The 18,133-nt window shown below is 70.9% G+C and carries 17 protein-coding genes; 12 read left to right on the top strand and 5 right to left on the bottom strand.

From position 1 onward, the window contains the following. Nucleotides 1-62 precede the first annotated feature (62 nt). Entirely contained in the window at nucleotides 63-1,472 is a 1,410-nt protein-coding gene (gene radA / locus ACWDGI_RS21875) for a DNA repair protein RadA (protein WP_450761427.1), read from the bottom strand. A 210-nt stretch (nucleotides 1,473-1,682) separates the two neighbouring features. Here radA and ACWDGI_RS21870 point away from each other — a divergent pair, with 210 nt between their 5' ends. Further along, nucleotides 1,683-3,365: a BACON domain-containing protein gene (locus tag ACWDGI_RS21870; protein ID WP_450761425.1), complete on the top strand. Its 1,683-nt coding sequence runs from the start codon at nucleotides 1,683-1,685 to the stop codon at nucleotides 3,363-3,365. Nucleotides 3,366-3,458: 93 nt separating this feature from the next. Here the strand turns inward: ACWDGI_RS21870 and ACWDGI_RS21865 are convergent, their stop codons facing one another. After that, a complete protein-coding gene (locus ACWDGI_RS21865) occupies nucleotides 3,459-4,316 on the bottom strand; it encodes a hypothetical protein (RefSeq protein ID WP_450761423.1) in 858 nt (285 codons plus the stop codon). A gap of 83 nt (nucleotides 4,317-4,399) precedes the next feature. Between ACWDGI_RS21865 and ACWDGI_RS21860 the strand changes: the two genes are divergently transcribed. The 4 genes from ACWDGI_RS21860 (at nucleotide 4,400) to ilvD (ending at nucleotide 8,916) form a co-directional block, all read left to right on the top strand. Further along, complete coding sequence (locus ACWDGI_RS21860) at nucleotides 4,400-5,332, top strand: Ppx/GppA phosphatase family protein (RefSeq protein ID WP_450761421.1); 933 nt, start codon at nucleotides 4,400-4,402, stop codon at nucleotides 5,330-5,332. 131 nt (nucleotides 5,333-5,463) lie between these two features. Continuing rightward, nucleotides 5,464-6,294 carry a sugar phosphate isomerase/epimerase family protein gene (locus ACWDGI_RS21855; RefSeq protein ID WP_450761419.1) on the top strand — a complete coding sequence of 277 codons (831 nt, stop codon included), beginning with the start codon at nucleotides 5,464-5,466 and terminating at the stop codon, nucleotides 6,292-6,294. Further along, nucleotides 6,291-6,953, top strand: a complete 663-nt coding sequence (locus ACWDGI_RS21850) for a TetR/AcrR family transcriptional regulator (RefSeq protein WP_450761417.1) — start codon at nucleotides 6,291-6,293, stop codon at nucleotides 6,951-6,953. Before ACWDGI_RS21855 ends, ACWDGI_RS21850 begins: the two co-directional genes overlap by 4 nt. A gap of 109 nt (nucleotides 6,954-7,062) precedes the next feature. Next, on the top strand, nucleotides 7,063-8,916 hold the full coding sequence (gene ilvD, locus ACWDGI_RS21845; protein WP_450761415.1) for a dihydroxy-acid dehydratase: 1,854 nt from the start codon (nucleotides 7,063-7,065) through the stop codon (nucleotides 8,914-8,916). Between the two features lie 70 nt (nucleotides 8,917-8,986). On the opposite strand, the gene ACWDGI_RS21840 is transcribed toward ilvD, so the two are convergent. Next, complete coding sequence (locus ACWDGI_RS21840) at nucleotides 8,987-11,098, bottom strand: serine/threonine-protein kinase (protein ID WP_450761413.1); 2,112 nt, start codon at nucleotides 11,096-11,098, stop codon at nucleotides 8,987-8,989. Between the two features lie 181 nt (nucleotides 11,099-11,279). On the opposite strand from ACWDGI_RS21840, the gene ACWDGI_RS21835 reads away from it, so the two are divergent. The 7 genes from ACWDGI_RS21835 to proC all read left to right on the top strand — a co-directional run bounded on the left by ACWDGI_RS21835 (nucleotide 11,280) and on the right by proC (nucleotide 16,252). Further along, nucleotides 11,280-11,600, top strand: a complete 321-nt coding sequence (locus tag ACWDGI_RS21835; RefSeq protein WP_450761411.1) for an SH3 domain-containing protein — start codon at nucleotides 11,280-11,282, stop codon at nucleotides 11,598-11,600. A gap of 76 nt (nucleotides 11,601-11,676) precedes the next feature. Next, nucleotides 11,677-11,967, top strand: coding sequence for an SH3 domain-containing protein (locus ACWDGI_RS21830; RefSeq protein ID WP_450761409.1), 291 nt, complete (start codon nucleotides 11,677-11,679; stop codon nucleotides 11,965-11,967). Between the two features lie 49 nt (nucleotides 11,968-12,016). Continuing rightward, nucleotides 12,017-12,535: an EamA/RhaT family transporter gene (locus tag ACWDGI_RS21825; protein ID WP_450761407.1), complete on the top strand. Its 519-nt coding sequence runs from the start codon at nucleotides 12,017-12,019 to the stop codon at nucleotides 12,533-12,535. Between the two features lie 85 nt (nucleotides 12,536-12,620). Next, nucleotides 12,621-13,421, top strand: coding sequence for a class I SAM-dependent methyltransferase (locus ACWDGI_RS21820; protein ID WP_450761405.1), 801 nt, complete (start codon nucleotides 12,621-12,623; stop codon nucleotides 13,419-13,421). A 340-nt stretch (nucleotides 13,422-13,761) separates the two neighbouring features. Next, on the top strand, nucleotides 13,762-14,577 hold the full coding sequence (locus ACWDGI_RS21815) for an ABC transporter ATP-binding protein (protein ID WP_450761403.1): 816 nt from the start codon (nucleotides 13,762-13,764) through the stop codon (nucleotides 14,575-14,577). Then, entirely contained in the window at nucleotides 14,574-15,371 is a 798-nt protein-coding gene (locus ACWDGI_RS21810) for an ABC transporter permease (protein WP_450761401.1), read from the top strand. The genes ACWDGI_RS21815 and ACWDGI_RS21810 overlap by 4 nt, the downstream gene beginning before the upstream one ends. Nucleotides 15,372-15,439: 68 nt before the next feature. Then, nucleotides 15,440-16,252 carry a pyrroline-5-carboxylate reductase gene (gene proC, locus ACWDGI_RS21805; protein ID WP_450761399.1) on the top strand — a complete coding sequence of 271 codons (813 nt, stop codon included), beginning with the start codon at nucleotides 15,440-15,442 and terminating at the stop codon, nucleotides 16,250-16,252. A 102-nt stretch (nucleotides 16,253-16,354) separates the two neighbouring features. Here proC and trpS read toward each other — a convergent pair whose 3' ends face one another. Together trpS and ACWDGI_RS21795 are read right to left on the bottom strand one after the other, a co-directional pair. Beyond that, complete coding sequence (gene trpS, locus ACWDGI_RS21800) at nucleotides 16,355-17,401, bottom strand: tryptophan--tRNA ligase (protein ID WP_450761397.1); 1,047 nt, start codon at nucleotides 17,399-17,401, stop codon at nucleotides 16,355-16,357. Nucleotides 17,402-17,875: 474 nt separating this feature from the next. Continuing rightward, nucleotides 17,876-18,133, bottom strand: a 258-nt coding sequence (locus ACWDGI_RS21795; RefSeq protein ID WP_450761395.1) for a hypothetical protein, incomplete at its 5' end; no start/stop codon positions are given.

Below are 18,133 nucleotides of genomic sequence, written 5' to 3'. Positions count from 1 at the left end.
GATTCTGAGGCGCTCCCGCACCCGCACGCGGTTCGTACGGACGGGCGAGACCAGGGCAAAGTCTACCGGCGCTCCTCCGCCTCCCGTGGGGCCTCTCGGCGACGGGAGCGCGGCAGCACCCGCAGCGCGTCCCCCATGTCCGCGACTTCCAGGACCTTCATGCCCGTGGGGATCTTGCCGGGATCGCTCGGTACGAGCGCGTGCGTGAAGCCCAGGCGGTGCGCTTCCGCGAGCCTGCGCTGGACGCCGGTGACCCGTCTGACCTCGCCCGCGAGGCCGACCTCGCCGATGGCCACCAGGTTCTTGGGGAGCGGGGTGTCGCTCGCGGCGGAGGCCAGGGCGAGGGCGATCGCCAGGTCGGCCGCGGGCTCGGAGAGCTTCACGCCGCCCACGGTCGCGGAGTAGATGTCCCGCTTGCCGAGCGCGCTGATCCGCCCGCGCTGCTCCAGCACCGCCAGCATCATCGAGACCCGGGAGGTCTCCAGGCCGGAGGTGGTGCGGCGCGGGGAGGGGATCTGGGACTCCACGGTCAGCGCCTGCACCTCGGCGACCAGCGGGCGGCGACCCTCCAGGGTCACCGTCAGACAGGTACCCGGGACCGGTTCGTCACGACGTGTCAGGAAAAGTCCGCTCGGGTCGGCGAGGCCCGTGATGCCCTCGTCGTGCAGTTCGAAGCAGCCGACCTCGTCCGTGGTGCCGTAGCGGTTCTTGACGCCCCGGACGAGCCGCAGGCGGGCGTGCCGGTCGCCCTCGAAGTGCAGCACGACGTCCACGAGGTGTTCGAGCAGACGGGGGCCCGCGATCGCGCCGTCCTTGGTGACATGGCCCACCAGGAGCGTCGACATGCCCCGGTCCTTGGAGGCGCGGATGAGCGCGCCGGCCACCTCCCGCACCTGGGCCATGCCGCCGGGTGCGCCGTCGATCTCGGGCGACGCGACCGTCTGTACGGAGTCCAGGATCAGCAGCGACGGCTTGACCGCGTCCAAGTGGCCGAGGACGGCGGCCAGATCGGTCTCGGCGGCGAGATAGAGGTGGTCGTCGATGGCGCCGATGCGGTCGGCGCGCAACCGGACCTGGCTCGCGGACTCCTCGCCGGTGACGTAGAGCGTGCGGTGCTGGTCACTGGCCGACTTGGCCGCCACGTCGAGCAGGAGGGTGGACTTGCCGACGCCCGGCTCGCCGGCCACCAGGACGACCGCGCCGGGGACCAGGCCGCCGCCCAGCACCCGGTCCAGCTCGGGCACGCCGGTCGTCCGCGCGGTGGCCTGGCGGCCGTCGACCTCTCCGATGGGCACCGCGGAGGTGGTGACCCGGCCCGGCGACGTCGTGCGGACCGCGGGCGTGCCGTACTCCTCGACCGTCCCCCAGGCCTGGCACTCGGGGCAGCGGCCGAGCCACTTGGCCGTCTGCCAGCCGCACTCGGTGCAGCGGTACGACGGACGGTCTTTCGCGGTCTTGGTACGGGCAGCCATGCGGAAACCGTAGCCCCCGCCACTGACAGCGGGGCCACGGTGACGCCCGTGACGGATGTGGGTGGACGGGTCCTGGCCATGCCTCATCTGGAACAAGCCACCGAATATCGGGTCCGGGTCCCCTTATGAGGGATCGTTTCACCCGTACGGATTAAAAGAGCTCAAGGCGCCAGAAGGGACGTTACGCCGCCGCCTACGGTCGCACGGGTGATGAGCAGCAGCCCGGAAACCTCGACCCGCATGACTGGCGCGCACCGGGCACACCGGGGGGCGCGCGCGGCGCGCGATCGTACGGCGGCTCGCGCGCTGGCGCAGTCGCCGGCGGCGCGTTACGAGCCGTACCTGGACGGGCTGTTCACGTACTGCCTCTCGGTGCTGTGCGACCACGAGGCGGCCACCACCGCCCTCGGGGACGTCCTCGCCCTCGCCGAGCGGCGTGGCCAGCGCGTCCTGGAGGCAGCCGGGGACCGCAGGGCCTGGCTGTACGCGCTGGCCCGCTGGGCCTGTCTGCGCGGGCTGGCCGAGGCCAAGCAGAAACGTCAGGCCACCCACGCGGCGGGACGGCGCAGCGCCCCCGAACCGCCGGCCGCCGGCGAGACCGAGGAGCAGCGGCGCCGCGAACTCGCCCAGCTCGCCTGGCCCGAGGCCGCCGGCACCACCCCGGAGCAGCGCGAGGCGCTGGAACTCGCCGTACGCCACCACCTGACCGCCCACGAGGTCGCCGCCGTCCTCGGCATGGACCTGCCCGGCGCCCGTGAGCTGCTCGCCTCCGCCGCCTGTGAGGTGGAACGCACCCGCGCGGCGCTCGCCGTCGTCGAGACCGGCGGCTGCCCCAGCGTGTCCCACCTCACCGGCGACAGCCAGCTGGTGCTCAGCAGCGCCCTGCGCCGCGAGCTGGTCCGGCACGTCGACGACTGCCCGCGCTGCCGCCGTACCGCGGAACGCGCGGCCCCCGGGCGGTGGCCCGGCGCGATCACCACGCCCGCCGAGCTGCCCGTCCTGGAGGCGCCCCGCGCGGCCCTGCACATGGCGATGGCGCACCCCACGCGCGTGCGTGGCGCCGCCGTGCCGCGCTTCGACCGGCGCGGATTCCCGATGGACCCCAAGGACCGCGCGGCCCGCCGCGACCGGCTACGCGCGCGTGCCGTCACGACGACCGTCGTCGCCACGGTGGTGGCGGCGCCGGTGCTGGCCCTGTGGGCCGCGTACCGGGGCTCGCCGGCGGGGGAGAGCCACGAGGGTCCCTCCGCGACCGCGCGCGAGGCCTCCGGGCCCGACGCGCTGGGGGGCGACGAGGCGGGGGGCTACGAGAACGCCGGAAACGCCAGCACCAGACCCGGGCCGCGCATCGGGAAGGACGGCAAGGCCGACGTCTCGGTGGAGGTGGTCGGCGTCGTGGGCGGCGACCGGACGAAGGCCGGTGCGGGGCACCTCGCGGTGACGGCCGCGAACGACGGTGACACGACGCTGATCACGCTCGCGGCCGCGGGGGACGCGCCGACGCGGTGGTCGGTGTCCACCTCGGCGGGGTGGCTGTACTTCTCGCGGTCCTCGGGAACGCTCCGGCCGGGCGAGTCGTTCACGATCAAGGTGTACGTCGATCATCTGCGGGAGCCGGCCGGGCACTGGAGCGCGCGGGTGGCGGTGGCGCCGGCGGGGGCGGTGGTGTCGATCGACGGGTACGGGATGGCTCCGCCGGTGCGAAGGGGGCCGACCCCTCCGGGGCGGCCGACGCCGACGGTGACCGAGTCGGCGTCTCCCCGACCGACACCGCCGGTCAGCGAGCCGCCGACGTCGGCCTCGCCTACGCCGACCGGATCGGAGACGCCCAGCCCGACGGGGTCGGCTTCGCCGACGGAGAGCGAGAGTGCGGGGGCGTCGGCGAGTCCGTGACGGGTGGGTTGCGGTGTGTGGGCAGGTGTGGCCGCATCGTGGCTGGTCGCGCAGTTCCCCGCGCCCCTTCGGGGCGTTCCCGAAACGAGTGCCTCAGCTCGCCGGGTCCGCCGGATGCGGGGCCACGAGTGGGAGCTGGGAGGCCAGGCGCTGCTCGCAGAGTTCTGCCAGGCGGTCGTAGCCGGCCTTGCCCATCAGTTCGGTCAGCTCCGGGCGGTAGGAGACGTAGACCGGGTCGCCCGCGCCGTGTGCCGAGGTCGCCGACGTGCACCACCAGTGCAGGTCGTGGCCGCCCGGGCCCCAGCCCCTGCGGTCGTACTCGCCGATCGAGACCTGGAGGACGCGCGTGTCGTCGGGGCGGTCGATCCAGTCGTACGTGCGGCGGATCGGCAGCTGCCAGCAGACGTCCGGCTTGGTCTCCAGCGGCTCGCGGCCCTCCCGCAGCGCCAGGATGTGCAGCGAGCAGCCCGCGCCGCCCTCGAACCCGGGACGGTTCTGGAAGATGCACGAGCCGTTGAACGGGCGGGTCTGGCGGGAGCCCTCGTCGTCCTCCGAGATCCAGCCGTTCCGTGTGCCCTCGTCGTGGTGCTGCCAGATGTCCGGAGTGAGCCTCGACACATGATCGGCGACCCGCTTCTCGTCGTCCTCGTCGGAGAAGTGCGCGCCCAGCGTGCAGCAGCCGTCGTCCGCGCGGCCCGCCTGGATGCCCTGGCAGCCGCTGCCGAAGATGCAGTTCCAGCGAGAGGTCAGCCATGTCAGATCACAGCGGAACACCTGCTCGTCGTCCGCCGGATCCGGGAATTCCACCCATGCGCGCGCGAAGTCGAGGCCCTTCTCGTCCCCTGCCGGAGGCCGCTGTGACGTCTTCGACTTCTTCGGTGGCTTCGCCCGAGAAGAACCGTCGGCGGATTTGGCGCCCTTGTGGTCCTTCGTCTTTTTCGTCTTTGGCACCTGTACAGGGTATGTCGCCCGGCCCGGCTTCGGGGACGGCTCCGACGAGGGGATACCGGCCACCTGGCAGTAGCGTTCCGTACATGAGACTCGGTGTCCTCGACGTGGGATCCAACACGGTGCATCTGCTGGTGGTGGATGCGCACCCCGGTGCACGCCCGCTGCCCGCGCACTCGCACAAGGCGGAACTGCGCCTTGCCCAACTCCTCGACGGCGACGCCGCGATCGGTCCCGACGGGGTCGAGAAACTGGTCCGTGTCGTCCATGAGGCCCTGCAGGCCGCCGAGGACAAGGGCGTCGAGGATCTGCTGCCGTTCGCCACCTCCGCCGTGCGCGAGGCCAGCAACGCCGATGACGTCCTCGCGCGCGTGAAGGCCGAGACCGGCGTCGAGCTCCAGGTCCTCACCGGCGCCGAGGAGGCCCGGCTGACCTTCCTCGCGGTACGCCGGTGGTTCGGCTGGTCCGCCGGAAAACTGCTGGTCCTGGACATCGGCGGCGGCTCCCTGGAGATCGCGTACGGCATCGACGAGGAGCCGGACACGGCCGTCTCGCTGCCGCTCGGCGCCGGCCGGCTCACCGCCGGCTGGCTCCCCGGCGACCCGCCGGCCCCGGCGGACATACGGGCACTGCGCCGCCATGTACGGGCCGAGATCGCGCGAACGGTCGGCGAGTTCAGCCGCTTCGGCGCCCCCGACCACGTGGTCGCCACTTCCAAGACCTTCAAGCAGCTGGCCCGTATCGCCGGCGCGGCCCGCTCCGCCGACGGCCTCTACGTCCAGCGCGAGCTCAAGCGCAGTTCCCTGGAGACCTGGGTCCCGCGGCTGGCGGCCATGGACACGGCCCAGCGCAGCGCGCTCCCGGGAGTCTCCGAGGGCCGCTCGGGCCAGCTGGTGGCGGGCGCGCTGGTGGCGGAGGCCGCGATGGACCTGTTCGGGGTGGAGACGGTGGAGGTGTGCCCGTGGGCGCTCCGGGAGGGCGTGATCCTGCGGCGACTTGATCACATGGGTTCGGCGTAGGCACCCCCGCAGGGGGCGCGGGCGACCCGCAACGGCGGGCAGGCGCCGGGCCCCACCGCCGACGCGACGATCGTCACACCGGCGAAGACGTGCCCCGCCTCCACCCAACCCCACCCCGTAACCTGTCCCTCGTGGCAAAACCAAGGGACGTCGTCCGCATCCCGGATGCGAAGGTCGCGCTCTCCACGGCCTCCGTCTATCCGGAGTCGACGGCGACGGCCTTCGAGATCGCCGCGCGCCTCGGCTACGACGGTGTCGAGGTCATGGTGTGGACCGACCCGGTCAGCCAGGACATCGAGGCCCTGCGCAGGCTGAGCGACTACCACCGCATCCCGATCCTCGCCGTCCACGCGCCCTGTCTGCTGATCACCCAGCGGGTCTGGTCCACCGACCCCTGGGTCAAGCTCCAGCGGGCCCGGGCCGCCGCCGAGAAGCTGGGCGCGAGCACGGTCGTGGTGCATCCGCCGTTCCGCTGGCAGCGTCAGTACGCCCGCGACTTCGTCGAGGGGATCTGGCGCATGGCGAACGAGACGGACGTCCGGTTCGCGGTGGAGAACATGTACCCCTGGCGCTATCGCGACCGCGAGATGCTGGCGTACGCCCCCGACTGGGACGTCACCAAGGACGACTACCGGCACTTCACGATCGACCTCAGCCATGCCGCGACCTCGCGCACGGACGCGCTCGCCATGCTCGACCGGATGGGCGGCCGGCTCGGCCATGTCCACCTCGCCGACGGCCGCGGCTCCGCCAAGGACGAGCACCTGGTGCCCGGCCGCGGCACCCAGCCCTGTGCCGAGCTCCTGGAGCGCCTCGCGTTCACCGGTTTCGACGGGCATGTCGTCATCGAGGTCAACACCCGGCGCGCGATGTCCGGCGCCGAGCGCGAGGCCGACCTCGCGGAGGCGCTGGCCTTCACCCGCCTGCACCTGGCCTCGGCGCTGAAGGTGCCCCGCCGGTGACCGGCGCCGAGACCGGAAACGGTGACGCCGGTACCGGTACCGGTACCGGTACCGGTACCGGTACCGGTACCCGTCGCCGCGGCCGCCCCCCGCGTACCGAGTCGGCGGACACCCGGGACCGTATCCTCGCCGCCGCGCGCGAGGAGTTCTCCGAACTCGGGTACGACAAGACGTCCGTCCGCGGGATCGCCAAGGCCGCCGGCGTGGACTCGGCCCTCGTGCACCACTACTTCGGCACCAAGGAGCAGGTCTTCGAGGCCGCCATCTCGGTCGCCTTCGCCCCCGCGCTGAACGCGCCCGTGGCGATCGCCGACGGCCCGGTGGACGGCGTCGGCGAGCGCCTGACCCGCTTCATATTCGGCATCTGGGAGAACCCCACCACCCGTACACCCCTGCTGGCGATCCTCCGCTCGGCCGTGAACAACGAGACAGCCGCCGCCGTCTTCCGCCGGCTGATCGCCGCCCAGCTGCTGCGCCGTCTCGCCGAACAGCTGGACCTCCCGGACGCGCATCTGCGCGCCGAGCTGGCGGCCGCGCAGCTGGTCGGGTGCGCGATGCTGCGGTACGTGATCAAGCTGGAGCCGTTGGCGTCGGCCGACCTGGAGCAGATCGTGGCGCGGGTGGCGCCGGTGGTGCAGGGGCATCTGACCGGGCCCTGAGGCCGGCATCACGAGACACCCGTCCCGCATTCCGGACACCTCGTCCCGAGGCCTGGGCAACGGGCGTACGCTCGTTAGCAGCCCTATCTGTCTGAAGGAGCGAGCCACGATGCCCGAGCTGAGGTCCCGCACAGTCACCCACGGCCGCAACATGGCGGGCGCCCGCGCCCTTATGCGCGCCTCCGGTGTACCGGGCGCGGACATCGGCCGCAAGCCGATCATCGCGGTCGCCAACAGCTTCACCGAGTTCGTGCCGGGCCACACCCACCTCCAGCCGGTCGGCCGGATCGTCTCCGAGGCGATCAAGGAGGCGGGCGGCATCCCGCGCGAGTTCAACACGATCGCCGTGGACGACGGCATCGCGATGGGCCACGGCGGCATGCTGTACTCCCTCCCGTCCCGCGACCTGATCGCCGACTCGGTCGAGTACATGGTCGAGGCGCACTGCGCCGACGCCCTGGTCTGCATCTCCAACTGCGACAAGATCACGCCGGGCATGCTGATGGCCGCGCTGCGGCTCAACATCCCCACGGTCTTCGTCTCCGGCGGCCCGATGGAGGCCGGCCGCGCCACCCTCGTCGACGGCACGGTCCGCACCCTCGACCTGGTCGACGCGATCTCCGACGCCGTGAATGACAAGATCTCGGACGAGGACATCCTCCGTATCGAGGAGAACGCCTGTCCGACCTGTGGCTCCTGCTCCGGCATGTTCACCGCCAACTCGATGAACTGCCTGACCGAGGCCATCGGTCTCTCCCTCCCCGGCAACGGCTCGGTCCTGGCCACCCACACGGCCCGTAAACAGCTGTACGTCGCCGCGGCCCGCACGGTCATGGACATCACCCGCCGCTACTACGAGCAGGACGACGACACGGTCCTGCCCCGCAACGTCGCGACCTTCGAGGCGTTCGAGAACGCGATGGCCCTGGACATCGCCATGGGCGGCTCCACCAATACGATCCTGCACCTGCTGGCCGCCGCCCAGGAGGCGGGTGTCCCGTTCGGCCTGGAGGAGATCAACGAGGTCTCGCGCCGGGTGCCCTGCCTGGCCAAGGTGGCGCCGAACGTCGCGAAGACCCGCACGTACTACATGGAGGACGTGCACCGGGCCGGCGGCATCCCCGCCCTCCTCGGTGAACTGCACCGCGGCGGTCTCCTCAACGAGGACGTCCACTCCGTGCACAGCCCGTCCCTGTCGGACTGGCTGAAGACCTGGGACGTGCGCGGCGGCTCCCCGTCCCCCGAGGCGGTGGAACTGTGGCACGCGGCCCCCGGCTGCGTCCGCTCCTCCGAGGCCTTCTCCCAGTCCGAGCGCTGGGAGGCCCTGGACGAGGACGCGGCGGAGGGCTGCATCCGCAGCGTCGAGCACGCGTACTCCAAGGACGGCGGCCTCGCCGTCCTCAAGGGCAACCTCGCCGTCGACGGCTGCGTGGTGAAGACGGCCGGCGTCGACGAGTCGATCTGGACCTTCGAGGGCCCGGCGGTCGTCTGCGAGTCGCAGGAAGAGGCCGTCGAGAAGATCCTCAACAAGCAGGTCACCCACGGCGACGTGGTCGTCATCCGCTACGAGGGCCCCAAGGGCGGCCCCGGCATGCAGGAGATGCTGTACCCGACGTCCTTCCTCAAGGGCCGCGGCCTCGGCAAGACCTGTGCGCTGATCACGGACGGCCGCTTCTCCGGCGGCACGTCGGGCCTGTCGATCGGCCACGCCTCCCCGGAGGCGGCCTCGGGCGGCACCATCGCCCTCGTCGAGAACGGCGACCGGATCCGCATCGACATCCCGAACCGCACGATCGAGCTCCTCGTCGACGACGCCGAGCTGGCCCGTCGCGAGCAGGCCCTGGACGGCGTGTACGCCCCTAAGAACCGCGACCGCAAGGTCTCGGCGGCCCTGCGGGCCTACGCGGCGATGGCCACCAGCGCGGACCGCGGCGCGGTGCGCGACGTGAGCAAGCTCGGCTGACACCGGGCACGTGACACCTGCGACAGGGGGCGCCTCCCACAAGGGGGGCGCCCCCTTCCGCCGTGTGTCATCACCAGGCGGCGGGATCCTCCGCGTCCACGGCGAAGACGGTGCCGTCGGGGGCGGTGGCGTAGATGTGGGTGGTGAGGATCAGGGGGGCGGGCACCGAGGTGGCGACCCCGCCCGAGGCCGTTCCGAAGCGGGGCGAGGTCTGTCCCGCCACCTTCCCGTCGTGCGTGTCCACAGCCATGAGCCGTCCGTCGGCGGCCGAGAAGTACACGTGCCGGTCGTCGGCGACGGGCGCCGAGCCCCGGCTCACCGAAGTCTCCAGGTGCCATGTCCGCTTGCCTGAGTCCAGGTCGACGGCGTCCAGGGCCCCGGTGGCGGCCAGCAGGTAGACCACGCCGTCGTACACCCCGGCCTGCGCGTCCGCACGCGGTACGGGCAGTTTGACCCGGCGGGTGGTTCCGGACCCCGGCGTGTAGCGGACCACCGCATCGGTGTCGCCGTACACCGGATCAGCGGCCAGCAGGAAGACCGCCCCGTCCTGCGCGCCGACCGGCCGCAGCAGACCCTGCAAAGGCGCGTCCCACCGTACGTCTCCGGTGGCCGGGTCCACGGCGGTCACCCGGGTGCCGGCCCCATCCGCGGACGAACTGGTCACATACGCCGACGACGGATCCGAGGGGAAGAAGTCTATCCGCGGTGTGCCGTGCCCCCCTGTGGGTCGGCTCCACTTGCTGGTGCCGGTCGCGCTGTCCACCCCGTTGACCGTGCCGTCCGCGCGCGCGAGCAGAAGCATGTCGCCGGCGAATTTCATCCCCCTGTTCTCGGGCAGGTCCCGCTGCCATCGGCTCCTGCCCGAGTCCGGATCGAGCGCCGTCACATGCCGGGCCCCGTCCGTGACGAGTTGAACGAGCCCGCCGGAGAGGACCGGGGGCCTGCTCCAGTGGGCGTCGGTGACGGAGTGGCGCCAGAGCACGGCGCCCGTCACCGGGTCCAGGGCGAAGGCCGCAGACGACTCGGTGCAGAACAACTTTCCCTCACCGGTGGCACATTGGGGCGTGGCCGCGCCCTTGGTGACCGCTTTCGCCTGCCAGGCGGCGAAAGCGGCGGCAGTGGTTCTCGGATTGCTCTCCCGCTGCTCCGGGCCGCTGCTCCCGGCCCCCCACTGGACGAAGGCCGCGGCCCCGCCCAGCGCGAGCACGACGGCACCCGTGGCCAAGGCGACGTGCCTGCTGAGGCGTGGCCGCCGCCGCTCCGGCTCCTTCGCCTTCGGCGGCTCCGGCATGTCACTGCTGTCACCGATGCCATTGGTCCGCTGTGCCGGTATGAACGCCTGCGTGTCGTACGACGCTGACAACGACCGCAGTTCCCGCATCATTTCGTCGGGCGTCGGCCGGTCCTCGGGCTCCTTGGCGAGACAGCGCAGCACCAGCGGAGCCAACTCCTCCGGCATGCCGGTGAGGTCGGGCTCGTCATGGACGACCTGGTAGGCGACGACATAAGGGCTGTCGGAGTCGAACGGCCCCCGCCCGGTCGCCGCGTGCACCAGCACCGACCCGAGCGCGAAGATGTCGGCGGCCGGCCCCACCTCACGCGGCCGCCGGAACTGCTCCGGCGCCATGAACGGCGGCGTACCGATCAACTTCCCCGTCTCGGTCCGCAGTTCGCTGTCCTTCGGCCGGGAGATGCCGAAGTCGATGACCTTCGGACCGTCCTCGGCGAGCAGCACGTTGCTCGGCTTGAGATCCCGGTGCACCACCCCGACCCGGTGAATGTCGCGCAGCGCCTCGGCGAGCCCGGCCATCAGCCGGCGCAGCTGGGCAGGGGACATGGGCCCGTTCCGCTTCACCTGCTCGGAGAGGGTCGGGCCAGGGATGAAGAGGGTGGCCATCCAGGGCCGTGCGGCCTCTGGATCGGCGTCCACGACGGGCGCGGTGAAGGCCCCGCTGACCTTCCGTGCCGCAGCCACCTCCTGCCGGAAACGGCCCCTGAACTCGCGGTCCTTGGCGAACTCGGCGTGCACGACCTTCACGGCGAGTTTCAGCCCCGAGGTGCTGCGGGCGAGGTGCACCACGCCCATGCCGCCCGAACCCAGGCAGGATTCCAGGCGGTAGTGCCCGGCGTACTCGGGAAGTTCCGCTTCCGCGCCCGCTCCGGTGTTGCGCTGTGGCGTCATGGGATCACCCCCGTGCTGTTCCTCGCGGCGCGCGACGCACGGAGCCTAGTCGATGACGCGTGCGATACAGAGGCGGCTTGCTAGCCTCCGCGTGCGAGTTGCGCACATGTGTTTCGTGGCTCGATTCAGGGGAATCAACGGGACTCCATGGCACTCATGGGTCTGGTGGGGGGAGCTCTACATGTCTGTCGATCACGCGCAGGAAGCCGAGAGCAGCGGCGAGGAGGAGGCCGTCACGACGCTGACGGCGTCCGTGCGCTACTACTCGGTCGCCCCAGGCCTCCGCCTTAACGTCCGCAGCGGTCCCGGCACCAGTTACGACATCACCCGCGTCCTCCCCGAGGGCGCCAAGGTCCCGATCTACTGCCAGACGCCCGGTACGACGGTCTCCGGGTACTACGGCACGTCCAAGATCTGGGACAACATCAGCAACGGCGAGTTCGTGTCAGACGCCTACGTCAACACGGGCAGCGACGGTTACGTGACCGACCGCTGCTCCTGACCGGTCCAGGAGGACTGGGATGACATCCAGAAGACGCGCTTCCCTCCTTCTCGCAGGCTCCGCCGGAGCCTTTCTCATGATCATGGGGTCGGCCTCCGTCGCCAGCGCGGCCGCCACCGTGAACACATACTCCGTCGCCCCGGGCGTCCGTCTGAACGTCCGCAGCGGCCCGGGCACCAACTACAACATCACCCGCACCCTCCCCGAGGGCACCAAGGTCCCGATCTTCTGCCAGACGCCGGGTACGACTGTGTCCGGGTATTACGGCACGTCGAACATCTGGGACAACATCGACAACGGCGAATACGTCTCGGACACCAACGTCCACACAGGCAGCGACGGCTACGTGGCCGACCGCTGCGCCTGACCGGTCACCCCGACCCGGAGCCCGCGGCCCCCGGCGCCATAATCGTCCCGTGAGCGACGAACCAGGCACCCCGGACACCCCCGCGGGCTCCACCGGCGAGGCCTCGAGCGGCCCCCGCCCCGAGCCCCTCCGTTTCTTCGGCACGTCCTGGGTCAACCATGACGACGGATACACCGTCCGCCGCGTCGGCGTGGCCGTGGGCTCGCTGGCCGCGGCCGTCGCCTCCTGCCTGGTCCTCCGCCTCGCCTACCAGGGCGTGCAACTCGCCGACACCGGGGCTTTCGTCACGGTCCTGGTCGTCGCGATGTTCGCCATCTGCAGCGCCCTGGCCTTCCGGAACACCTGGGAGTCCTTCGGCAAGCGCCCCGACCCCGAACGGCAGGCCTCCCTGCGCGGCCTCCTCGCCATCGGTTTCGTCGGCTCCCTCCTCGCCTACTTCTTCCGCGCCCTGACGGAGGCCCCCGGCGAACGACTCCACCGCGCCGAGTACGAGACCGCCGTCCAGGAACACGAACGCCGCACCACGCGTCGCACGGGCAATCCGTCGAAGAAGAAGCGGAAGCGCTGAGACCGTCCGGTACGGCACCGGGCGTCCATGCCCGCCTGCCGATATCCCCTGTCGTCCCCCACCCCGCCCCCGGGACCATGGCCGTATGACCACAAGCCAGTCGCACCCCTCGAACCCCGCCCCTTCCTCCCACGCGACCCGCGCCCACTCCTTCAACGCCGCCGCGGCCCAGTACGCCGCGAACCGCCCCTCCTACCCGCCGGCTCTCCTCGACGCCGTCGAAGAGGAGGCCGGCCGCTCCCTCGCCGGCGCCCGGGTGGTCGACGTCGGCGCGGGCACCGGCATCGCGACCGCCCTCCTGCACGCGCGCGGCGCCGACGTGGTCGCGGTGGAGCCGGGCGAGGGCATGGCGGCGCAGTTCCAGGCCACACTCCCCGGCGTCCCGGTCGTCCGCGGCAACGGCAACGCCCTCCCGCTCGCCGACGGCACCGCCGACTTCCTCACCTACGCCCAGGCCTGGCACTGGACCGACCCGGCCCGCTCCGTACCGGAGGCACTCCGCGTACTGCGCCCCGGCGGCGCGCTGGCGCTGTGGTGGAACACCGACGCCCAGGACATCGACTGGATCGTCGGGCAGAGCGACCGGACAAGCCGCTTCCTCGGCCTGGACACGGCCGCAGAGAAGCGCAAGGCGGCCGACCGCACGGATCTCGCGGACCCCAGCGGCCGCCTCCGCTTCACCCGCCGCGAGGTCCGCTGGAGTCGCCGCGTCCCCCTCGACACCCACCTCGCCAACATCGGCAGCCACTCGGCATTCCTGGTCACCCCCGAGGACCGCCGCACCGCCTTCTTCGCGGACGAGCGTGCCCACCTTCTGAAGGTCTTCCCGGAAGGGATCGTCGAGGAGACGTACGACGTCCTCCTCCTCGTCGCCCTCAACACCTGAGCCATACGCCCACACCGGCCCGCCGACCCGATGCAGCCGCGGGGGCCGGTGGCGGCTCAGCCATGTCCCCCCGGCGGACCCGGCCGGACTCAGCGGGCGGACCCGCCTCGGACGTACCCCTCGATCACGATCAGCGGACGTGACAGGCGTACCCCGCCCACCTGCCGGGATCCCGCCCGGTCAGCGGGACACCGGCGAGGGCGACTTGCCCTCCGGTCGTCGCAGCGAACGCCAGACGCCAGACGCCCGACTCCCGGCGCCCCGGCACGACAGTTCCAGCGGTGCTGCCCCTCGCATGCTCCCCTTGACGACCCCTGCCGCGCCGAGGATTATTCATCACATGGTGAATTACTCGCCGGAGCCGACCGAGGCCCCCGGCAACTCCGCCCTGCCCCCAGCCGTCCAAGCCGCCGGACTCACCGCAGTCCGCGGCCCCCGTACCGTCCTGCGCGGCCTCGACTTCACCGTCCCCCGCGGCCAGATCACCGGCCTGCTCGGGCCCTCCGGATGCGGCAAGTCGACCCTGATGCGTTCCATCGTCGGCAGCCAGGCCAAGGTCACCGGAACCCTGAACGTCCTCGGCCGGCCCGCGGGCCACCCCACCCTCCGGACCCGCATCGGCTACGTGACCCAAGCCCCCTCCGTCTACGACGACCTGACCATCCGCCAGAACCTCGACTACTTCGGCGCGATCCTCGACCCCACCCGCCCCGCCCCCGACCGTCGAGCCGACGTCGAACGCGTCCTCGGCGAAGTCGACCTCACCAGCCACGCCGACTCCCTCGCCGGCAACCTCTCCGGCGGCCAGCGCAGCCGCGTCTCGCTCGCCGTCGCCCTGCTCGGCACCCCCGAACTCCTCGTCCTCGACGAACCCACCGTCGGCCTGGACCCCGTGCTGCGCCGCGACCTGTGGCAGCTCTTCCACTCCATCACCGCCACCCGCGGCGCCACCCTCCTCATCTCCTCCCACGTCATGGACGAGGCCGAGCGCTGCCACCGCCTCCTCCTCATGCGCGAGGGCGAGATCCTCGCCGACGACACCCCCGAGGCCCTCCGCACCCGCACCGGCTCCGACACGGTCGAGGCGGCCTTCCTCCACCTCGTCGACGAAGCGGCCGCGACTTCCCAGTCCCGCACGAAGGAAAGCGCACGATGACCACTCAGACGGCCACCACCCGGACGGCGACCACCGCCACCGCACCCGTCAGCGCCCTGAACCTCTCCCGCACCACGGCCACCGCGGCCCGCGTCCTGCGCCAGCTCCGCCACGACCCCCGCACGATCGCGCTGCTGCTCCTCATCCCCTGCCTGATGCTGGTCCTGCTCCGCTACGTCTTCGACGGCAGCCCGCACACCTTCGACAACATCGGCGCCTCACTCCTCGGCATCTTCCCGCTCATCACGATGTTCCTGGTGACCTCCATCGCCACCCTCCGCGAACGCACCTCCGGCACCCTCGAACGCCTCCTCGCCATGCCCCTGGGCAAAGCCGACCTGATCGCCGGCTACGCGCTCGCCTTCGGCATCCTCGCGATCATCCAGTCTGCCCTGGCCACCGGCCTGGCCGTCTGGTTCCTGGGCCTCGACGTCACCGGCTCCCCCTGGCTCCTGCTCCTGGTCGCCCTGCTCGACGCCCTGCTCGGCACGGCCCTCGGTCTTTTCGTCTCGGCCTTCGCGGCCTCGGAATTCCAGGCGGTCCAGTTCATGCCCGCGGTGATCTTTCCCCAGCTCCTCCTCTGCGGCCTCTTCACACCCCGCTCCGAGATGCACCCCGCCCTCGAAGCGCTCTCCGACGTCCTCCCCATGTCCTACGCGGTCGACGGCATGAACCAGGTCCTCAACCACACCGACATGACCGCCACCTTCCTCAGGGACGTCCTGATCGTCGCCGGCTGCGCCCTGCTGGTGCTGACCCTGGGCGCGGCCACCCTCAGGCGACGGACGGCATAGCCGCCGCCGACGTCCGCCCAGCGGACAACCGCCCCTCGCCCGCCACTCCCGGTGCCAGACTGAACCGTATGAGTCAGAAAGTCGCAGTCCTCGGCACCGGCAAGATCGGCGAAGCCCTGCTCAGCGGAATGATCCGGGCAGGCTGGGCACCCGCCGACCTCCTGGTCACCGCCCGCCGCCCCGAACGGGCCGAAGAACTCCGCGCCCGTCACGGAGTCACCCCGGTGACCAACGCCGAGGCCGCGAAGACGGCCGACACCCTGATCCTCACGGTCAAGCCGCAGGACATGGGCACCCTCCTCGACGAACTCGCCCCGCACATCCCCGCCGACCGCCTCGTCATCAGCGGCGCGGCGGGCATCCCCACCTCCTTCTTCGAGGAGCGCCTCGTCACCGGCACCCCGGTCGTCCGTGTCATGACGAACACTCCCGCCCTCGTCGACGAGGCGATGTCCGTCATCTCCGCCGGCAGCCACGCCACCGCCGCCCACCTCGCCACCGCCGAGGAGATCTTCGGTGCCGTCGGCAAGACCCTCCAGGTCCCCGAGTCCCAGCAGGACGCCTGCACCGCCCTGTCGGGCTCGGGCCCGGCGTACTTCTTCTACCTGGTCGAGGCCATGACCGACGCCGGCATCCTGCTCGGCCTGCCCCGGGACAAGGCCCACGAACTCATCGTCCAGTCCGCGATCGGCGCCGCCGTGATGCTCCGCGACAGCGGTGAACACCCCGTCAAGCTCCGTGAGAACGTCACCTCGCCCGCCGGCACCACCATCAACGCCATCCGCGAACTGGAGAACCACGGCGTACGAGCCGCCCTCATCGCCGCCCTCGAAGCCGCCCGCGACCGCAGCCGTGCACTCGCCACCGGCAAGAAGGACTGAGGCAAGAAGGACTGAGGCAAGAAAGACCGGGGCAACAAGGCCCAGGACACCGAGGACCGAGGCGAGCAGGATCGAGTTGGGCCACGAGGGACTGCCGTGCGCCTAGCGCGCCGCGTTCAACGCGGGCTGGGCCGCGGCAGCCCCCGAGAAGGCGCCCGGTGGCAACAGCCCGATCCCCCGATAGGCGGTATCGACGATCGGCCGGGCGATCGCCCGAGCCTTCTCCGCTCCATGCCGCAGCACCTCCTCCACATATCCCGGATCGACGCACAACTCCTTGTGCCTGGCCTGCACGGGACCGAGCACGTCCAACACCGCCTCCGCGGTGGCCTGCTTCAGAGCGCCGTACGAATCGTGAACGGTTGCCAGTGACTCAGGGTTCCCGCCCGTGCACGCAGCGAGAATCTCCAGCAGATTCGCGACCCCGGGCTGCTCCTCCCGGTCGTAGACGACTTCCTGCCCGCTGTCCGTCACGGCCCGCATGATCTTCTTCCGGATCACCTCGGGTTCGTCGAGCAGATAGACGATGCCCGCCCCGGAGTCGTCGCTCTTACCCATCTTCGACGTCGGATCCTGCAGGTTCATCACCCGTGCCGCCACCTTCGGCACGGTCGCCTTCGGCACCACGAACGTATGCCCGTACCGCTGGTTGAACCGCACCGCGAGATCCCGCGCCAGCTCCACGTGCTGCGCCTGGTCGTCCCCGACCGGCACCTCGTCCGCCCCGTACGCCAAGATGTCCGCCGCCATCAGCGCCGGATACGTCAGCAGGGACAGCCGCACACTCCGCCCGCGCACCGCCTCGCTCGCGACCTTCTCCTTGTACTGGATCATGCGCCGCATCTCCCCGTCGGTCGCCACGCACTCCATGAGGTACGACAGCCGGGTGTGCTCGTCGACATGACTCTGCACGAACACGGTGCACAGCTGCGGATCCAGACCGGCCGCCAGCAGCAGGGTCGCCGCCTGCCGGGTGAGCCGGCGCAGCCGCGCCGGATCGTGGTCCACGGTCATCCCGTGCAGATCGACGATGCAGAACAGGGAGTCGGCCTGGTGCTGATCCACGGCAGCCCACTGCCGCATGGCCCCCAGGTAGTTCCCCAGCGTCAGGTGCCCGGTCGGCTTGATCCCGCTGAAGACCCGTGTCATTCCTTCTCCACCTCCTGGTCGGAGCCGCCGTCCCGAGCGGCCGACCCTCAGAGGTTCTGGAGGGAGATACACGAACGGCCGCCGAAGCGGCGGCCGTTGAATGCGTACGTGAACGCGGCCGCCGTCAGGCGGCCCACCACTGCTGGGTGCACGTACGCGTAGTCATGTCGTCCACCATACGCTCCGGGGTGCCGTCCCGCCGCGAGTTGACACACCCCAACCGGTTACGTAATGTTCTCCGAGTTGTCCGACGTGAGCGCCGACTCCGGTCGGTCCCCGGACAGCCATTCCGCAAGTACCTACCAGCAGTCGGCGACTCGTCGTCGTTTTGCTTCGGCATGCGTATGTGCGAAATGAAGGAATCCACGTTCGAAAGGACGCGGCCCCCGATTAGCTCGGAGGCCGGGAATCCGCTAAAGTCTCACTCGTCGGAACGGCCCAACAGCCGCGAAGACAACCCCCGCTGACTGGGAATCAGACGCCGAAAGGATCTGATAGAGTCGGAACCGCCGGAAAGGGAAACGCGAGAGCGAGAACCTGGAAAGCACCGAGGAAATCGGATCGGAAAAAGATCTGATAGAGTCGGAAACGCAAGAACGAAGGGAAGCCCGGAGGAAAGCCCGAGAGGGTGAGTACAAAGGAAGCGACCGTTCCTTGAGAACTCAACAGCGTGCCAAAAGTCAACGCCAGATATGTTGATACCCCGTCTCCGGCCATCACGGCTGGGGCGAG

It is taken from the genome of Streptomyces sp. NPDC001220 (genome assembly GCF_053597895.1).
The sequence above is the reverse complement of the archived record's forward strand: the minus strand, read 5'-3'. Positions and strand labels throughout refer to the sequence as shown.

Coding starts and splice junctions, on each gene's coding strand:
- trpS (WP_450761397.1), bottom strand. CDS start 17,401: ATGACACGGGTCTTCAGCGGGATCAAGCCGACCGGGCACCTGACGCTG.
- ACWDGI_RS21830 (WP_450761409.1), top strand. CDS start 11,677: ATGATCATGGGGTCGGCCTCCGTCGCCAGCGCGGCCGCCACCGTGAAC.
- ACWDGI_RS21820 (WP_450761405.1), top strand. CDS start 12,621: ATGACCACAAGCCAGTCGCACCCCTCGAACCCCGCCCCTTCCTCCCAC.
- ACWDGI_RS21810 (WP_450761401.1), top strand. CDS start 14,574: ATGACCACTCAGACGGCCACCACCCGGACGGCGACCACCGCCACCGCA.
- ACWDGI_RS21840 (WP_450761413.1), bottom strand. CDS start 11,098: ATGACGCCACAGCGCAACACCGGAGCGGGCGCGGAAGCGGAACTTCCC.
- radA (WP_450761427.1), bottom strand. CDS start 1,472: ATGGCTGCCCGTACCAAGACCGCGAAAGACCGTCCGTCGTACCGCTGC.
- ACWDGI_RS21860 (WP_450761421.1), top strand. CDS start 4,400: ATGAGACTCGGTGTCCTCGACGTGGGATCCAACACGGTGCATCTGCTG.
- ACWDGI_RS21835 (WP_450761411.1), top strand. CDS start 11,280: ATGTCTGTCGATCACGCGCAGGAAGCCGAGAGCAGCGGCGAGGAGGAG.
- ACWDGI_RS21815 (WP_450761403.1), top strand. CDS start 13,762: ATGGTGAATTACTCGCCGGAGCCGACCGAGGCCCCCGGCAACTCCGCC.
- ACWDGI_RS21870 (WP_450761425.1), top strand. CDS start 1,683: ATGAGCAGCAGCCCGGAAACCTCGACCCGCATGACTGGCGCGCACCGG.
- proC (WP_450761399.1), top strand. CDS start 15,440: ATGAGTCAGAAAGTCGCAGTCCTCGGCACCGGCAAGATCGGCGAAGCC.
- ilvD (WP_450761415.1), top strand. CDS start 7,063: ATGCCCGAGCTGAGGTCCCGCACAGTCACCCACGGCCGCAACATGGCG.